Origin of the sequence: Bradyrhizobium sp. BLXBL-01 (assembly GCF_051853025.1) — a bacterium.
In the GTDB taxonomy this organism is placed as follows: Bacteria; Pseudomonadota; Alphaproteobacteria; order Rhizobiales; family Xanthobacteraceae; genus Bradyrhizobium.
On record NZ_CP182471.1, the window covers coordinates 6,418,907 to 6,434,546 of the forward strand.

The window sequence follows — 15,640 nt, forward strand, 5'->3', positions numbered from 1 at the left end:
CCGCGAGACGCAGGCACTGAACGCGTAGGGCTGCCCGCGAATATCGAAACCATAACAACGGTTCGCGGGATGGAATGTCGTCAAACAGCATCGTTGCCGAGCCGGGGCATCACAACAACCCAACCGGCCGCAACAAGTGCGAAACAGGGGCGAAAGACTGATGTATATTATCGTTGATGATCGCGAGAGCGTCGCGAACAGCTACGTCGGAGGGCTCGTTCGCGAAGGCGTATCGTCGATCGGCTTCTCCTCCGGAGAATTCTGGGACTGGTTGCAATCTGCGAGCGAATCCGATCTGGCGGCGGTGGACGCCTTTCTCCTCGGGGATTGCGATGCCCGCGGAAGCCTGCCGCGGGCGATGCGCAAGCGCTCATCGGCTCCCATCATCGCCATGAGCGGCCAGAAGATGCTCAAGAACACGCTGGAGCTGTTCGAATCGGGCGTGGACGACGTCGTGCACGTGCCTATACACCTGCGCGAGATCCTCGCCCGAACGGCCGCGATCGCGCGCCGCCGGGTGGGCGAGCTGCCGCGGCCCTGCGAGAGCAGGATCCAGGTCTTCTTCAACGGCCGTGACCCCGAAATCGCGGGCCACGCCCTCACCCTGCCCCGCCGCGAACTGCGCATTCTCGAATATATGGTGGCCAACCACGGCAAGTGGATCACCAAGACGCAGATCTTCAACGCGGTCTACGGCATCTTCGAGTCCACCTTCGACGAGAGCGTGATCGAGAGCCACGTCAGCAAGCTGCGCAAGAAGCTCCGCGACCGCCTCGGCTTCGACGCGATCGTGGCCCGGCGTTACGTCGGATACCGCCTCAACATCCCGGCGGGCGAAACCCTCGACGAGCCGGTGCAGGAGCTCGACGACGTCGGCATCCTCCTGAACCGGGCGCAGGCCGCCCCGGCCGCGTACCCGACCAGCAACTGACGCGGCAGGACATCGCCACCAAACCGGTAACGGCCTCTGCGAGCAGCAGAGGCCGTTGCGCTTTCAGCGGCAGAGAGGGCAGCACGCGGGCTTGCCGTGGCGGCGCAAGCGCCGCGCTATTCCGAACAACATGCCCTACGGCTTCTGCTGGAATTCTTCCTTGGAGACGTAGTTGAAGTCCTCGACCAGGACGTCCTGGACGATGTCACCCTGCATCCGTTCGTTGACGCGTTGCTTGATGGCCGTGGTCAGGACGGCGAGGTCGTAGCGGGCGAGCTTCCTGAAGTCGAGACGATCGTCGGCATAGATCCTGCGGAAGGCCTCGTCGACGACGAACGGCTCCGGCGGAACGTTCAGCTGGTGCATGGTCCGCCCCTCCATGGTGTAGACGAAGCGCGCGACGATGTAGCCCTGCACATTGCCGTTCTCGACCATCGGCACGCTCAGCGCCCGCGTCTTGTGATATTGCAGCCCTTCGAGATATTCGTCCTTCGCCGGCAGCAGGCTGCCCTTCTCCTTCCAATAGGCGACGGCATAGCTCGTGCCCGCCGTGAGGATGCATACCCAGAGCCCGGCCAGCACCAGTCTGATCATTTTCCGTCCTGCGCTGTGCGACCGGTATAGGTGCCGTCCGACTCGGCGTCCTTGACCGCCTTGACGATGATGCTCGCGACCTCGCGGACCGCGTCGTAGTGCATTTCCAGAATGGAACGATTGCGTTCGAGCTTCTCCCGCAGCCGCTGAATCTCCTCGGTGATCTCGACCTCGCCGCCGAGGTGCATCCGCGCCCGCATCAGGCGGACGAACTCGAGCATGCTCCGGCTCTTCCGCGCGCTGAAGTCGTCGAAATCGATCTTCTGGCCCGTCGCGAGTGCGGTCGTCTCCTCCTCGACGATACTCGCGAGCCGGCGGATTGCAGCCAGCAGGCCACGCATCTCGTCCGATCTCACCGCATCCGCGGCGTCGACCATCGCCTCGCCACCTCCGATCGGCAGCAGCACGGGCAGCAGCGCATCGCTCGCTGCGGCTTCCGTCGTCACCATCTCGGTGTCAGCGACCGCCTGGTCCATCGCCACGGCCACCGCGCCTTCTTGTGCCTGCATTGGAAATTCACCTCTCAACTTCTGTCACCCGTTCGCCGATCACGATCCGGCCTTCCCCGCAGCGTCCGGTCCGGCCGGATGTGCGGCGGCGAGCTGCCGGGCGATGCCGACGCCCTTGCCCTTTGCCAGCTGATTGCCGAGCTGCTCTGCAAGCATCGACTTCCAGACGCCGCCAGCCGTGCCCTTGCCGAAGACCTCCTCCGAGTCCTTCGGCAACATCGTCTCGACGAAGGTCTGGAGGATGAAGGCTTCGAACTTGCGATAAACCTCGCCGGATGCCGGCGCCTTGATCACCTGCACCGGTGCACCGTTCACTGCCCCCGACTGCGCTTCGGCGACTTTCGCCGCGACTTGGTCGGCAGTCGCCGCTTTGGCCTTGCCGACTTCCGCCTCCATCGTGGCGGCGAAATCGGCGTCCGATGATTTCAGCGCATCGAGCTTCGCGGTCGCGGCGCGCTGCGTCACGGGGTCGGCGGCTTCGAGGACGTCGAGGACGAGGTCGGGCGTCGCTGTCACGATCATGTCTTGTTCCGGTTGGCTGTCTGTGGCGTCCACGCGCGCACGGTAAGGCTCGTTCCCGTCATGTCCTCGAGCGAGCGCTTCTCGGCATCGCGGAGCTTGTCGGCGAGCGCGGCCTTGGCGACCTCCTCGAGCTGTTTCACGCGGCGGGTCTCGCGGCGAACCTGGTCGAGCTGCTGCGCGGCCTGCGCCTGCACCGCGCGGGCGCCGACGCTCGTCCTGTTGAGCCGCCGGGCGATCGATTCGTTCGACGATCCCGCCGGCGGCTTTCCATCGTTCAAGGCTCCGACCAACCATTCCTGCTCTTCTTGCAGGCTGCGCTCCTGCTGCCGCAATTGTGCGAGCTGCCATTCGGAGAGCCGGAGCTGAAGCTTCACCAGCGAGACCATCCGGCCGAGCTTGTCCGCGCGCGACGTCATGACGTCACTCCGCCAGCCACGATGACACGCCCAGCATGAACTGCGTCAGCAGCTCGTCGCTGGTGAGGTAGAGCAGCAGGAAGCCGCCGAACAGCACGAAGGGCACCGAGATGAAATAGACCGGAATGGCCGGCGTCAGCTTGTTGATCAGGCCGACCGCCAGGTTGACGATGACCGAATAGACGATGAAGGGACTCGAGATCCGCAGCGTCAGCACGAACGCTTCCGAAAGGCGGCCGACGAGCAGGTCGAGCGCCACGCCGCCTCCCAGCCTGTTGCCGGGCTTCCAGACGTCGTAGGAGTTCATCAGCCCCCGCAGCACCTGCCAGTGCTGGTCGGTCATGAAGAACAAAGTGGTGACGGCGGCCATGATCAGCGGCACCAGGGCCGGTGCCGGATCGGTGTCGGCGACCGGCGTGCCCGGGATGTTGCTCAGGCCGATCGCGCCCGCCATCATGGTCGCCATGGTCTGGAGGGCGAGGAAGAACACGCGCCCGCCGAGCCCGATGACACTGCCGACCACGAGCTCGGAGCAGATCAGGAGCGCCAGCGTCAGCGGCGCCGCGTTGTCCGTGAGCGGCTTCAGGACGGCGATCAGGATCGGCGTCAGCGCAAACGTGGTGACCAGCGCGACGAACAGGCGCACCTGGGGCGGCACGTTGACGCTGGAATAGCCGGGCACCAGCATCAGGCAGGCACCGATGCGGCAGAACACGATGAACGTCACCAGCACGCTGTCGGCGAGCCCGGAGATCACGATATGGCTCCGAGCGCCCTGATCTCGGCGCTGCGCGCGACTTCGACATGCGACAGGATCGGCAATGTCGGGAACACCCGCTCCAGGATCATCCGGACATAGGGCCGCGCTTCCGGCGTGACGGCCAGCACCACGCTGGTGCCGCTTTCGGTGAACTTCCGGATCGCGGCGCTGGCTTCGGTCGCGAACTGCTCGATCAGGCGCGGGTCGGCATCGAACTCGACGACGTCACCCTTGGCATCGCGCTTCAGGCTCTGGTGGAAGGCGAGGTCCCAGCGGTTGCCGAGACGGACCACGTTGAGCACGCCATAGTCGGAGAGATCGCCGCAGATCTGCTGGGCGAGCCGCGTCCGCACGTGCTCTGCGACCTGCTCGGAGCGCCGCACATGCGGCGCGATCTCGGCGATCGCCTCGAGGATCAGGTGGAGGTTTCGGATCGACACGCGCTCGGCCAGCAGGATCTTCAGGATCGCCAGCAGGCCCGAATAGGAGATCTGCGACGGGCACAGATCCTCGACCAGGCGCTTGTATTCGGGATCGAGCCGGTCGAGCAGGGCACGCATGTCCTTGTAGGACAGGAGCTGGGCGAGGTTCGCCCTGATCACTTCGCTCAAATGCGTGAGCAGCACCGACAGATTGTCGACCGGCTTGCAGCCCTGCCGCTTGACTTCGTCGGTGAAGGCTTCCGTCACCCACAGCGCCTTCATGCCGAACGCAGGCTCGATCACCTCGTCGCCTGGCACGTCGGGCTTGCCGTCCTTGTCGACCAGTACCAGCACCTCGCCGAGCCTGAGCTCGCCATGGGCAACGCGCGTGTCGTGAATGCGGATCTGATAGCTCTTGGGATCGATCGACAGATTGTCGGTCAGCTTGATCTCGGGAATGACGAAGCCGTACTGCTTGGCGAATTTCTTGCGTATCTTGGCCACGCGGTGGGCAAGCTCGTTGCGCGAGCCCAACAGATGGACCGAAAGGTGGCCGCCGAGCGCGAGCTCGATCTCGGCGGTCTTGAGCTGCTCCTTGACGGATTCCTTGGCCTCGGCCTGGGCGCGCTCGTCGGCCTTGGAGGCCGCCTCCTTGCGCTCCCGCGCGGCTTGGCGCTTCGGCAGCGAGTAGCCGACGAAGGCCATGACGCCCCCGAGCAGCACGAACGGCGCCATCGGCAGCCCCGGCATCAGAGCGAGCACGAACATCATCAGCGCGGCCGCCGACACCGCGCGCGGATAGCCGCCGAGCTGCCGCAGCACCGCCTGCTCCGCCGAGCCCCTGGTACCGCCCTTGGAGACCAGGAGGCCCGCCGACAGCGAGACGATCAGCGCCGGCATCTGCGACACCAGACCGTCGCCGACGGAAAGCTTGGTGTAGACGTCGGCGGCGCGGGACAGAGTCAATCCGTGATGAGTGACGCCGATGACGATGCCGCCGAAGATGTTGATCGCGGTAATGATGAGGGCGGCAATGGCGTCGCCGCGGACGAATTTCGAGGCGCCGTCCATGGCGCCGAAGAACGCGCTCTCCTCTTCGAGCTCGCGGCGCCGGCGCTGGGCCTCCTTGTCGTCGATCAGGCCGGCGGACAGGTCCGCGTCGATCGCCATCTGCTTGCCGGGAATGGCGTCCAAGGTGAAGCGGGCGCCGACCTCGGCGATACGCGTCGCGCCCTTGGTGATCACGACGAAATTCACCGTCACCAGGATCGCGAAGATGATGAGGCCGATGACGAAGTCGCCGCCCATGACGAACTTCGAGAAGCCGGCAACGACATGGCCTGCCGCCTGTTCGCCCTCCCCACCCCGCGACAGGATCAGGCGCGTCGTCGCGATGTTCAGCGCCAGGCGCAGGATCGTCGCGATCAGCAGCACGGTCGGGAAGGCCGAGAAGTCGAGCGGCCGCTGAATCCACAGCGCGACCATCAGGATCAGCGCCGACAGCGCGATCGAGAACGCGAGGCCGAGGTCGATCAGGATCGGAGGAATCGGCAGGAACAGGATCGTGAGCATGGTCACGATGCCGCCGGCGAAGAAGGCATCCGTTCCGAGGCGGCGCGGATTGGGCAGGCTAGCAGCTAACGTATCGGCCATGGGTCACCGGCAGAGGGGTCCGGTTCGCAATCTGCCGCGCAAAGCTTACGCGGGGATGGTGCCGGGGCCGTCCGGATCAGAAGCCGCGTTCGATCCGCGAATAGACCATCTCGGTGAAGGTCGACAGATGCGCGCCGATGAAGGAGCCGGAGACGGCTACGACCAGGAGAATGACGATGATCTTCGGAACGAAGGTCAGCGTCACCTCCTGGATCTGGGTCAGCGCCTGGATCAGCGCGATGACGGTGCCGACCAGCATGGCTGCACCGACTGCCGGCCCGGAGGCGACGATGATGGTCCAGATCGCCGCCTGGACGATATCGAGGGCGTCCCGCTCGTTCATGACTGGCTGATCGTGAGCCCCGGTCCGACCGCGACCTTCGTGCCGTCCTGAAGGGTCGCGATGGAGCCGTCGCTGTTGATGGAGACCGAGACGACCTTGCCGCTGAAGGTGGCGCCGGTCGAGTCGGTGAAGCTGACCGTCTTCCCGATCAACCCGTTGGCCTGCGACAAGGACTGCGAGGACAGCAGCGCGTCGAGCTTCGAATTCGTCTGCATCGCCTGCTCGACGGTCGAGAGCTGGGCGAACTGGCTCATATATTGCGAGGTATCCATTGGATTGGTCGGATCCTGATTCTTCATCTCGGCAATGAGGAGCTGGAGAAACGTGTTGTAGTCCACGCTGTTGCTCGACGTCGGCGAGTTGGTCGCGTTCGAGCTGGACGACTTGCCGGTCGTGTCGGTCGCGCTGTTGACGTTCATCTTGTCTCTCCGCTGTCAGGCAGCTTCGACTGGGGAAACATTGGCGGCGCCCGCCAGGATGGCCTGCTCCACCGGAAACAGCGCCCGAATCCGCTTGAGCGCCTCGAAATAGCGGGTCGCGCCGACCAGCTCGTGGATCGCGCCGAGCCCGTCGAGCATCTCGCGGCTCTCGCAAACGGCACACAGGGCCGCGTAATGCTGCGCGTAGAGCGCGGCGGCGTCGCGGACGTCGGTCGGGTTCATCAGCATGAGCTGGACGATGAAATAGAGCTGTCGCAGCGCCGTGGTGGCGTCGGACGCCTGCATGACCTGCCCTTCGAGCAGGAACATCACGTCGTTGACGAGCTCGACGGAGACCTTGCGGTCGACGCGGAGCACCGCGCCGTTGATGTAGATCCGTTCGCCCGCGCGCAAGGAGATCTTCATTAAAGCGCGTCTCGGATCAGGCGGTTGATTTCGATGAGCTGCACCACGTCGCTCGACCTCTGCTCGCGGAGGCGGTCGGCTTCCTTGACCACCCACAGCCCGATCGAGATGATGTCGGCGCGCAGCTTGTCCGGCAGCCCGTTCTCGGGGTGTGCGAGATCCTCGATGAAGATCGTCCACAGCCGCCGCACATAGAGCAGGCTCTCGACCTGGTCCTCGAGGCTGAAACGCCCCTTCTGGATCCGCTCGAGCCGGTCGATGCCGAGGCTGAGCGCCTGCCGCTCGCGGCTGCGCGCCTCATAGCCACTTTCGTCGACGACCGCTTCATAGGCTTCAAACGTCATCAGGACCACTCTTCGCAGGAGACCGAACAACTGGACAAAGGTTACGAGCCCCTATTCAGAGATAATTGATGAGGCTGATCTTCTGGAGCTGCGAAGTGAGCGCCAGCGCCGTCTGGATCTGTGTCTGCAGCGTGTTGACCCGGACCGAGGCTTCGGTCGGGTCGACCTTCTCCATGCCGACGATCTGATTGTTCAGGATGTCCTGCTGCGTCTTGAGCTTGGTGGTTGCTGTGGTGATCCGCTGCTGGACCGTGCCGACGCTGCCGCCGAGCGCAGCGAGGTCGTTGATGGCGTTGCCGACGAGCCCGATGGCCTTGTCCACCACGACCTGGAACGTCTCCTGGCTCAGCTTCACGTTCCCGAGGTCGGCCATCATGGTGTAGGCCTCGGCGAGCTTGCGGAAGCCGGTCTGGTTGGCGCTCACGGACGTATCGGCGATCTCGGTGGTGGAGATCCGGCTTTGCATGGTCTGGTCGGTCGCCGACGACCAGTTGGTGTTCCAGGCCGGGCTGGCAAACTCGGCATCGAAGGTGGTGTCGAGGAAGGTCTGCATCTGGGCCGGCGTGATGGTGGCGACGCTGGCTGAGGATTGCGAGAAGCCGAAGGCCGCGAGAAAATCCGCATCGACCTGGTTCTTGCTGGCCGAGCCCGCGGCGTAAGGCGTGATCGGCGCGTTCTGCGTGTTGATGCCCGAGAACAGATAGGAGCCGTTATAGGAGACGTTCAGGGCGCCGATCAGATCCTGGAGATTGGAGGATGCAGGCGGCAGGATGACCCGCCCGCCGCCGTCGGTGCTGCGGGCCGCGATCAGGTCCTTAAGGAAATCCGTCGCGGTCTTGCTGAGCTGGGTGATCCGGTTCTGCGTCACGTCCAGGCGCCCCGAGACGAGCCCGTTGGTGTCGACGAGCTGATCGGCGAAGCTGAAGTCCGCCCGCAGCGTGAGGTCGCTTCCCGTCGTTGCACCGAGCTCGAGGCCGATATCGGCGAAGCGGCCGGTGGTCGCCTCGGTCGAGGCCTTGCTCAGCGCCGCCTGGTTGTTCGTGATCGAATACCTCAACGAGGAGGACAACATCAGGGTGGAAATGTAGTTCGCGCTCATCATGACTTAGTTCCCTACGGCAGCGAGCAGGCTCTGCAGCATTTCATCGACGGTCGAGATGATCTTCGACGAGGCCGAATAGGTGCGCTCGACCTGGAGCATCAAGGCCATCTCGTCGTCCATGTTGACGCCGTTGACGTTGGACAACGCCGTGATGCTGCGGTTGAGCAGCGTGCTCTGGTACTCGGAGTTGTCGTTGGCGGCCTTGCGCTGGTTTTCGATCCAGCTTGCCGAGGACGATGCGAAGTCGATCAGGCTGCCGCTCGGCTTGCCTTGCGTCGTTGCATCGAACGGCTGCGAGGCATCCATGCCGCCGATGAGCTGCTGCAGCCGGGTCGAATAGCCGCCGTTGCCGGCGGTGTTGTATTGATAGGCGGGGTTGCCGCTGATCGCACCGTCGCGCAGCAGATTCGGGTTGCCGCCCAGGGCCGGATCGACCGATGCGGCGACCGAGATCGTGCCGGCGAGGCCCACCGAGACGGTTGCGCTCGCCGGCATCGCCGGCGCGCCCGGATAGGTGAAGAGACCGGGAACGTCGGGCAGTGCCGCAGCGGTCTGATCGCTTTCCCTGAACGTATTGATCAGGCCGCGCGCGATTTCGTCGAGCTGGCTCTGATAGGTGACGGTGTCCTGGTCGCGCAGCTGAGCCAGCCCTGCGAGCTTGCCCGACTTCAGCGGCATCACCGAATTGGCCCCGGTCACGGGGACGCCGTCGATGTAGACGGCATTGCCCGTGGTGCCGGCGGTGTAGGCGGTCGTCGGCGCAAAGCTCACCGACCGCGCCGTCTTGTCGAACAGCACGACGCCGCTGTCGGCGTAGAGCGCCGCGTCGCCGTTGGGCCGGATCGACATGGTGACGCCGACCTCCTGCGACAGCTGCGAGACGATGCTGTCGCGCTGGTCGAGGTAGTCGGTGATGTCGTCGCCGGAGATCGTGCCCTTCACGATCGCCGTGTTCACGGTCTCGAACTGCGAGAGCAGCTGGTTGATGTTCTGAACCGACGTCTTCATGTCGGCATCGGCGCTCTCGCGGACCGACTGCACGGTCCGGGTCGCCTGGTTGAGCGCGGTCGCCATGTCCTTGGCGGACGCGACGGCCGCCTGTGCCAGCGTGGTGTTATCAGGGGCGTTGGCATATTTCTGCAATGCCTGCTTCAGCGCATTGAGCTGCGCCGTCGGCGACTGGTCGAGCTCGGGATCGTCCACCGTCGCGGTGGCGATCTTCTGCAGGCCGTCATAGATCGCGGTTTGCTTGGCCGACGACGAGGTCGCGATCAGGACGTTGTTGTAGAGGCCCGAGCTGGCGGCGCGCTGGATCGCCGCGACATAGACGCCGGTGCCGGGCAGATTGTCCAGCACGGTGAGCTTGCGCGAATAGCCGGTGGCGCTGGCACCGGCGATGTTGCGCGAGATGACCGACGACTGGATGCTCGACGCCATGAGCGAGGAGCGAGCCGAGTTGAGAGCGGCGGTAAGCGACATGGCGTGCTCTTGCCCGAAACGAGCGCCGAAGAATTCAGCGCTTCAGGTTGACGACGACGTCCAGCAGATCCGCGCCGGTCTGGAACGATTTCGAGTTCGCCGTGAAGCCGCGCTGGGCCTCGATCATCGAGGTCAGTTCGTCCGCGAGATCGACGTTGGAATCTTCCAGCGCGCCGGATTTGACGGTGCCGAGACCGCCCTGGCCGGCGAGGCCAACCTGCACGTTTCCGGACTCCAGGTTCGGCGAATAGACGTTGCCGACTTCGGGCGTCAGATGGTCCGGGCTCGGCACCGTGGCGAGCGCGATCTGGAAGCTCGGTAGCGTGGTGCCGTTCTTGAGGACGGCGGTGACGATGCCCTTGTCGTCGATGTTCACTTTCTCCACGGCGGACGGAGCGTTGCCATCGACCGTCGCCTTGAAGTCGAAGGCGGCAGCGACCTGGGTCATGGCCGACATGTCGATATTGAAGGCGGCGGAACCGCCCGGGATCGCGACCGAGAGCGCCGTCGGGCTCGCCGCGGCCAATTTGCCCTTGCCGGTCGCGGTGACGTCGAAGGTGAACGTGGTTGCGGGGCCCGGCGTCGTCAACGCAGTGGCGCCGTTGTAGACCTGGATATCCCAGGTATTGGCGCCGGTCTTGGCAGCGTAGACGTCGAGCGTCACGGCATTGCCGATATTATCGTAGGTCACCATCGACGTCTTCGACGTGTAGTTGGCGGGCCCTGCCGGCGCTGCGATCGCGGTTGCGCTCGGATCGAGATTGGCGGCCACGGTCGCCTTGGTCGATGGCGCGGCCTGGAGCGCCATCTGATTGACGTTGATGACCTGAAGGCCGCCGAAACCGTTGGCGGCGACGTTGGGCACGGCACCGTTCGCGATGTTGTAGCCCATCAGCTGGAAGCCGGCTGTGTTGACGAGGTTGCCGGTTTCGTCGGGCACGAACGCGCCCGCACGGGTGAGGAAGTTATTTCCGTTCGCGTCCTGCACGACGAAGAATCCGTTGCCCTGGACCGCAAGATCCGTCGTCGATGTCGTGAAGTGATAGTTGCCGGCGTCGGAGATGGCATAACGGACGGTGGTTTCGACCGCGCCGGAATCGTAATTGCCGGAGCCGCTCTTCAGGATCAGCGAGGAGAACTCCGTCGAAGCCCGCTTGTAGCCCGTCGTGTTGACGTTGGCGATGTTGTCCGAGACCGTCGACAGCTTGTTGGACTGCGCGTTCATCCCGGAAACGCCGGTGCGCATAACACCATACAGGCTCATGAATTGGACTCCTTGGTCAGGTTGCAGCTACAATGCGGGGTCTTGCTTGCGCGGGGCTGATGATTGGGCGTGATGCACAACTTCATGTTGTCAGGTCGTTTTCGGCTGACAGAAGGAGCGAGCCTTGTCGGTCCATGCGCCGAAGCCGCTCGAGACGAGGTGCGCGACGATGTGACAGACGTAGCGCTTCTGCGCCGGCTGATTGTTGGGACCTGCATTGTAGCGGGCGACGGCCATGGTCCAGCTGCCTTCGCGCTGCTTCAACTCCTTGAGGAAGTGCGCGGCGTATTGGACGTTCCTGGCGGGATCGAACATCGCCCGCACCGAAGCGAACTTGTCGCCGTGGTAATAGTGATTGATCTGCATGCATCCGAGGTCAATCAATTTGATCCCCTTGCTGCGCATGGTCTCGAAATTCGCGATTGCATCATCCATGTCCTTGGCGAACACGGTCTGGCCGTCGGCACCGAGAGCATAGGGATGGAGCGCGCCGCGCCGTCCGGTCTCGGTGAGCCCGACCGCATAGAGAATGCCGAGCGGAATCCCGTGCTGCTGCGCCGCGCGCGCCATCTCGCGCTCGCAGGGGCGCGCAGTTTCGGCGGCCGCCTGGGCCGCGCTCGCACTAGAGATAAACAGGGCCGCGACGATGATACGCCGCCACATCCTGATCATGACGCGTCTCCTGGCTGAACGGGCGCTCCTGGCGAGCCTGCTTCGCGCCGCCGTCGGACTGCCCCGACGACGTGCCTCCACCGCCGAACGCGTCTTGCGACTGCGGCGAGGATTGTTGCTGGCCCGAGAGCTGCGGCTGCGACTGGCCCGAGCCGCTCTGAAATCCATCCAGCGAGCCGTGCTGGACCGGCGCGACGTCGGCGACATAGCCCGCCGACTGCATGAGATCGCGGATCTGGTCGCGCTGCTGGTCGAGCATCTGGCTCGTGTCCTTGCGCTCGGCCGCGAGCTGGACGGACACTTCGGTGCCGACGAGGCGGAGGCGCACCGTGACGTTGCCGAGCGCGGGCGGTTCGAGATTGACGGTCAGGATCCTGAGCGGCTGATCCGGTGCGTTGGTCTGGGCTGCCGCGAGATCGGGCGCCGCGGACGCCGCCGCGGCCGACGGTTCCTTCAGCTCGGCCACGACTGCGTTGGCGACCTGCTGCGGGGCGTTGAACTGCGCTGGCGGCAGATGGGTTTCCTGCTGGACCACGGTGACCTTGGTCGTCTCGGGCAGCGCCGCGCGCACTGAGGCCTTGGCAGCGCGCTCGACATCGGCGGTAACAGCCTCGAAGCCAGGTGATGCCGGCATTGCGCTCGAAGACTCCGCACCTTGCGTCGGTGTCGGCTGCGACTCGGCCATCGCTTGCGACGTCGCGGCCTGCGAGCGTGCACCGGCTTGGGCAGCACCGGATGGGACGGTATCGGCGGTCGCCGCCTTCACGGCGCTTGGCGCCTCGTGCTTCAGCGAGGGGGGCCGCTCGTCGCGCGCGGGCGCGTCCTTGTCCGCGGACGGCAATTGCATCTGCGGCTTCGCGGCAGGCGCGGCAGCGATCTCCTGGCCGACCATGACAGCGATGCCGGATTGGTCCTGGCGATCCGTCCCGGCGACATCGTCGACCGGACGTGGTTTCTCCGTCGACTTTTCGGACTTGTTGTCGGAGGCCTCGTCCATGGACTTTGGATGTGGAGTTGTCGCCACACGTTCGCGCGGCGTCGCCTCCTTCGGCTTCTCCTGCTCGGTCGGGTGGATCAGGCGCGTGCGCAACGTTCCGGTCTTCGCGGCCGTCTCGCTGCCATCTTCGCTCAGTGCCTGCTTGGCGAGGTTCGAGACGGTGTGGAGCAGATCGTTGAACGACGAATTCGCCTGCGGTTTGGTTCCGGCGCCCTTTGCCGAGCGCGATCCGCGCACGTTGAGACTCTCGGCGAGACCGGAGAAGAGCTGTCCGGAGGTTCCATTGAGCTTGGTCATGGACGGCGGTCCTTGGTCAGGAGTTCGAGTTCGCCGAGCTGCTTCTGCGCGCGTGCGAGCGTCGCGGTCGATGACGCCAGATCGAGCCGCGCCGGCGTTGCCGGAGGCTTGTCCGCTGCTGCGGCGGATCCGCCCGCGAACGGCTTGCGGACGTCGAGCGCGAGCTGCACGGCGGCATTGAGAAGGGGGACGTCGCGCTCGGGCAGCTTCGACCGGTCGAGCGCCTTGAGTTCGGCGAGACCGCCGTCATATTCGTCGGTGAGCACCCGCGAGGCGCCGCGGAAGAAATGGGCGCGCTCGCGTTCCGCTGATGCGTCCGCGCTGAGCGTCAATGCCCGCTCGCCCGCAAGTCGGGCCACGGCCAGCCGTCCGCGCACCATCGCGGCGCGCGCGATCACGAGATAGAGCTTGAGGCGGCTGGCGCGATCGATCTGCTCCAGCAGGGCTGAGATCCGCGCAAAGCGGCGATCGTCGAGTGCCAGGCTCGACTGCGTCAGCCCCGCGGAGAAGCGCTGCCAGAAATCGCCGGCATAGATCGAATTGCGGTAATGGCGGATATAGGCCAGCGTCAGGAACTCGAACTTCTCGAAATCCTCCGCCTGCCCCACCAGCAGGATCTCGCGCCGCAGCGCCGCCTCCTCGACCAGCGTGCCCGGCAACAGCAGGCGCGCATCGTCCAGACGCTCGATCGCGAGCGAGGCCTCGGCGCGCGCGAACAGCGCGCCCTGAACCAGCGCGACCTGTCCGCCCAGTCCTGAGGGAATGGTCCGCGGCTTGATCTCCTTGAGCAGCTCCCGCGCTTCCTCCTGACGACCCTCGACATAGGCGAGCGCACCATTGAACAGCCGCTCGTCGACGTTCATCTTGTCCCGCGGCAGCTTGCGGACGATTTGCGGCGCACCGCCGCTGAGCAGGTAGATGACGACCGCCTGGCCGTTCTGTGGATTGCTCCACACGGCGGGATCGGCCGCGAGAAACTTCTCGCCGATCTGCCGGATCAGCGCGATATGGCTGCCATGTGCAGCAGTGTCGCCGTTGGCGATGCCGTCCTGCACCGCTTGCAGCGCGCGGACGAGCTCATAGGGTTCCCCGCCCTGGGGCGCAGGCTGGGCAAGCGCATTTGCCGCCATGAAGGGCAGCAGCAGCCAAGCGGCGCGGCGCAGCAGCCTGATCAAGGGCGCTTCTCCCGGATCAGGATCTCGATCCGGCGGTTCTGGGCGGCCGCCGGGTCGTTCGGAAGCTTCGGCCGCCGATCGGCGTAACCTTCGATATGCTCGATCCGCCGCACATCGACGCCGGAGCGAACCAGCATGTAGTAGGCCATCTGCGCACGCGCGGTCGACAGTCGCCAATTGTCGTAGGTCTCCGACCGATACGGCCGATTGTCGGTATGGCCGCGGACGATGATCATGCCCGGGCGCTTCATCAGCAGCGGCCCGATCTTGTCGATCGCGCGGATCAGCTCGGGACGCGGCTCCGCCGAGCCGACCGCGAACATTCCGAAGCTCGCATCGTCGGTCAGGCTGATCAGGAGCCCCTCCTCGACTTGACGCACCTCGGCCGCCGGTCCCGCCCCTGCCTTGATGTCCGACAGCGCCTCTGCGATCGCGGACTGAAGCTGCTTGATGGTCGGCTGCTGCGTTTGCGCCACCTCGCGCGTTTCCGACTCCTTCGCCGTATCGTTAAGACGCGCCTGCGGGGCGCCGTTGGCCTGAACGCCGGCTTGGACGCTGCCCTCGCGTGCCGACTGCGTCGGTGCGGAGCCCGGCGGTAGCAGAGGCGACAGGCTTGCGGACGGGCTCTCCGGGTTCGGAGCCACGCTGCCGCCGGCATCATCCGTCCTGGTCCGGCGCGCCTGCGGCTCGCCCGGATTCGCGCCGGCTGCGCCGTCCCGCGCGGAGGCATTCGGCTTCGGCTCGTTCTCGATGAAGCGATCGGCGTCCTTGGACGCCTGCGGCGCCAGCTTCCAATAGCCGGGATCGAAGGGATCGCGATAGGCATCGCCCCCCTTGAGGCCGTCCTCTTCGGCGGAGGTCAGAGCGCCGGCGCGCCGCTGGCCACTAGACTGGTTCGCGCTATTGGCGATCTCGGCGAGCGTTGCATAGGGATCGCGGAACAGGACCTTCTCCTCGAAGGAGGCCGGCTTCTCGGCGGTCGGAGAGTCACCACGACGTTCTTCGTTCGTGCCAGCCGGCTGGCGCTTGCCGTCCTGACCTTCGAACGAGGTCGGCTCCTTCTTGGAGAGATTCTTCAGGCCCTTCGGCGCGGGGGCATTTTCCGCGAGCTGGATCGGGTTGAAATAACTCGCGACCACCTGCTTCTGGTCCTGGTTGAGCGCGTTGAGCAGCCACATGACCAGGAAGAACGCCATCATCGCGGTCATGAAGTCCGCATAGGCGATCTTCCAGACGCCGCCGTGATGCGCCTCCTCGGCGAAGGCGCTGCGGCGGCGGACGATCACGATCTCATGCTTGACCTCCTCCATGACGG

General features: G+C 65.2%; 18 protein-coding genes. 1 reads left to right on the top strand and 17 read right to left on the bottom strand.

Going from position 1 to position 15,640, the window contains the following annotated elements:
• Positions 1-160 precede the first annotated feature (160 nt).
• Positions 161-931: a response regulator transcription factor gene (locus ACNJYA_RS29825; RefSeq protein WP_439367532.1), complete on the top strand. Its 771-nt coding sequence runs from the start codon at positions 161-163 to the stop codon at positions 929-931.
• Positions 932-1,066: 135 nt separating this feature from the next.
• Here ACNJYA_RS29825 and ACNJYA_RS29830 read toward each other — a convergent pair whose 3' ends face one another.
• The 17 genes from ACNJYA_RS29830 to ACNJYA_RS29910 all read right to left on the bottom strand — a co-directional run bounded on the left by ACNJYA_RS29830 (position 1,067) and on the right by ACNJYA_RS29910 (position 15,635).
• On the bottom strand, positions 1,067-1,525 hold the full coding sequence (locus ACNJYA_RS29830) for a hypothetical protein (RefSeq protein ID WP_212254451.1): 459 nt from the start codon (positions 1,523-1,525) through the stop codon (positions 1,067-1,069).
• On the bottom strand, positions 1,522-2,034 hold the full coding sequence (locus ACNJYA_RS29835; protein WP_439364136.1) for a flagellar biosynthesis protein FlgN: 513 nt from the start codon (positions 2,032-2,034) through the stop codon (positions 1,522-1,524). The genes ACNJYA_RS29830 and ACNJYA_RS29835 overlap by 4 nt, the downstream gene beginning before the upstream one ends.
• 39 nt (positions 2,035-2,073) lie before the next feature.
• Positions 2,074-2,556 (bottom strand): rod-binding protein, encoded by a 483-nt coding sequence (locus ACNJYA_RS29840; protein WP_439364137.1) that lies wholly within the window; start codon positions 2,554-2,556, stop codon positions 2,074-2,076.
• Positions 2,553-2,972, bottom strand: a complete 420-nt coding sequence (locus ACNJYA_RS29845) for a hypothetical protein (protein ID WP_439364138.1) — start codon at positions 2,970-2,972, stop codon at positions 2,553-2,555. The genes ACNJYA_RS29840 and ACNJYA_RS29845 overlap by 4 nt, the downstream gene beginning before the upstream one ends.
• A gap of 4 nt (positions 2,973-2,976) precedes the next feature.
• Positions 2,977-3,729 (bottom strand): flagellar biosynthesis protein FliR, encoded by a 753-nt coding sequence (fliR, locus tag ACNJYA_RS29850; RefSeq protein ID WP_172786940.1) that lies wholly within the window; start codon positions 3,727-3,729, stop codon positions 2,977-2,979.
• A complete protein-coding gene (gene flhA, locus ACNJYA_RS29855; RefSeq protein ID WP_439364139.1) occupies positions 3,726-5,807 on the bottom strand; it encodes a flagellar biosynthesis protein FlhA in 2,082 nt (693 codons plus the stop codon). The genes fliR and flhA overlap by 4 nt, the downstream gene beginning before the upstream one ends.
• 76 nt (positions 5,808-5,883) lie before the next feature.
• Positions 5,884-6,150: a flagellar biosynthesis protein FliQ gene (gene fliQ, locus ACNJYA_RS29860; protein WP_025034323.1), complete on the bottom strand. Its 267-nt coding sequence runs from the start codon at positions 6,148-6,150 to the stop codon at positions 5,884-5,886.
• Positions 6,147-6,569, bottom strand: coding sequence for a flagellar hook assembly protein FlgD (flgD, locus tag ACNJYA_RS29865; protein ID WP_172786942.1), 423 nt, complete (start codon positions 6,567-6,569; stop codon positions 6,147-6,149). Before flgD ends, fliQ begins: the two co-directional genes overlap by 4 nt.
• A gap of 15 nt (positions 6,570-6,584) precedes the next feature.
• The gene (gene flbT / locus ACNJYA_RS29870; RefSeq protein WP_172786943.1) at positions 6,585-6,995 is read right to left on the bottom strand and encodes a flagellar biosynthesis repressor FlbT; all 411 of its coding nucleotides are present in this window, start codon (positions 6,993-6,995) and stop codon (positions 6,585-6,587) included.
• Entirely contained in the window at positions 6,995-7,339 is a 345-nt protein-coding gene (gene flaF, locus ACNJYA_RS29875) for a flagellar biosynthesis regulator FlaF (protein ID WP_172786944.1), read from the bottom strand. The genes flbT and flaF overlap by 1 nt, the downstream gene beginning before the upstream one ends.
• Positions 7,340-7,394: 55 nt before the next feature.
• Positions 7,395-8,441 carry a flagellar hook-associated family protein gene (locus ACNJYA_RS29880; RefSeq protein WP_212254443.1) on the bottom strand — a complete coding sequence of 349 codons (1,047 nt, stop codon included), beginning with the start codon at positions 8,439-8,441 and terminating at the stop codon, positions 7,395-7,397.
• Between the two features lie 3 nt (positions 8,442-8,444).
• Positions 8,445-9,920, bottom strand: coding sequence for a flagellar hook-associated protein FlgK (gene flgK / locus ACNJYA_RS29885; RefSeq protein WP_260382468.1), 1,476 nt, complete (start codon positions 9,918-9,920; stop codon positions 8,445-8,447).
• A 34-nt stretch (positions 9,921-9,954) separates the two neighbouring features.
• Complete coding sequence (locus tag ACNJYA_RS29890) at positions 9,955-11,184, bottom strand: flagellar hook protein FlgE (RefSeq protein ID WP_212254441.1); 1,230 nt, start codon at positions 11,182-11,184, stop codon at positions 9,955-9,957.
• Positions 11,185-11,274: 90 nt separating this feature from the next.
• A complete protein-coding gene (locus tag ACNJYA_RS29895; protein WP_439364140.1) occupies positions 11,275-11,856 on the bottom strand; it encodes a transglycosylase SLT domain-containing protein in 582 nt (193 codons plus the stop codon).
• A complete protein-coding gene (locus ACNJYA_RS29900; protein ID WP_439401161.1) occupies positions 11,807-13,150 on the bottom strand; it encodes a flagellar hook-length control protein FliK in 1,344 nt (447 codons plus the stop codon). The genes ACNJYA_RS29895 and ACNJYA_RS29900 overlap by 50 nt, the downstream gene beginning before the upstream one ends.
• Positions 13,147-14,325: a chemotaxis protein gene (locus ACNJYA_RS29905; RefSeq protein WP_439401162.1), complete on the bottom strand. Its 1,179-nt coding sequence runs from the start codon at positions 14,323-14,325 to the stop codon at positions 13,147-13,149. The genes ACNJYA_RS29900 and ACNJYA_RS29905 overlap by 4 nt, the downstream gene beginning before the upstream one ends.
• Entirely contained in the window at positions 14,322-15,635 is a 1,314-nt protein-coding gene (locus tag ACNJYA_RS29910; protein WP_439401163.1) for a MotB family protein, read from the bottom strand. Before ACNJYA_RS29910 ends, ACNJYA_RS29905 begins: the two co-directional genes overlap by 4 nt.
• Between the last annotated feature and the right edge of the window lie 5 nt (positions 15,636-15,640).

Excerpts from the sequence above, each read along its gene's own strand:
- flbT (WP_172786943.1), bottom strand. The coding sequence starts at position 6,995 with ATGAAGATCTCCTTGCGCGCGGGCGAACGGATCTACATCAACGGCGCG.
- flgD (WP_172786942.1), bottom strand. The coding sequence starts at position 6,569 with ATGAACGTCAACAGCGCGACCGACACGACCGGCAAGTCGTCCAGCTCG.
- ACNJYA_RS29890 (WP_212254441.1), bottom strand. The coding sequence starts at position 11,184 with ATGAGCCTGTATGGTGTTATGCGCACCGGCGTTTCCGGGATGAACGCG.
- flaF (WP_172786944.1), bottom strand. The coding sequence starts at position 7,339 with ATGACGTTTGAAGCCTATGAAGCGGTCGTCGACGAAAGTGGCTATGAG.
- ACNJYA_RS29825 (WP_439367532.1), top strand. The coding sequence starts at position 161 with ATGTATATTATCGTTGATGATCGCGAGAGCGTCGCGAACAGCTACGTC.
- ACNJYA_RS29845 (WP_439364138.1), bottom strand. The coding sequence starts at position 2,972 with ATGACGTCGCGCGCGGACAAGCTCGGCCGGATGGTCTCGCTGGTGAAG.
- ACNJYA_RS29835 (WP_439364136.1), bottom strand. The coding sequence starts at position 2,034 with ATGCAGGCACAAGAAGGCGCGGTGGCCGTGGCGATGGACCAGGCGGTC.
- flhA (WP_439364139.1), bottom strand. The coding sequence starts at position 5,807 with ATGGCCGATACGTTAGCTGCTAGCCTGCCCAATCCGCGCCGCCTCGGA.
- ACNJYA_RS29830 (WP_212254451.1), bottom strand. The coding sequence starts at position 1,525 with ATGATCAGACTGGTGCTGGCCGGGCTCTGGGTATGCATCCTCACGGCG.
- fliQ (WP_025034323.1), bottom strand. The coding sequence starts at position 6,150 with ATGAACGAGCGGGACGCCCTCGATATCGTCCAGGCGGCGATCTGGACC.
- ACNJYA_RS29880 (WP_212254443.1), bottom strand. The coding sequence starts at position 8,441 with ATGATGAGCGCGAACTACATTTCCACCCTGATGTTGTCCTCCTCGTTG.
- ACNJYA_RS29900 (WP_439401161.1), bottom strand. The coding sequence starts at position 13,150 with ATGACCAAGCTCAATGGAACCTCCGGACAGCTCTTCTCCGGTCTCGCC.
- flgK (WP_260382468.1), bottom strand. The coding sequence starts at position 9,920 with ATGTCGCTTACCGCCGCTCTCAACTCGGCTCGCTCCTCGCTCATGGCG.
- ACNJYA_RS29910 (WP_439401163.1), bottom strand. The coding sequence starts at position 15,635 with ATGGAGGAGGTCAAGCATGAGATCGTGATCGTCCGCCGCCGCAGCGCC.
- ACNJYA_RS29840 (WP_439364137.1), bottom strand. The coding sequence starts at position 2,556 with ATGATCGTGACAGCGACGCCCGACCTCGTCCTCGACGTCCTCGAAGCC.
- ACNJYA_RS29895 (WP_439364140.1), bottom strand. The coding sequence starts at position 11,856 with ATGATCAGGATGTGGCGGCGTATCATCGTCGCGGCCCTGTTTATCTCT.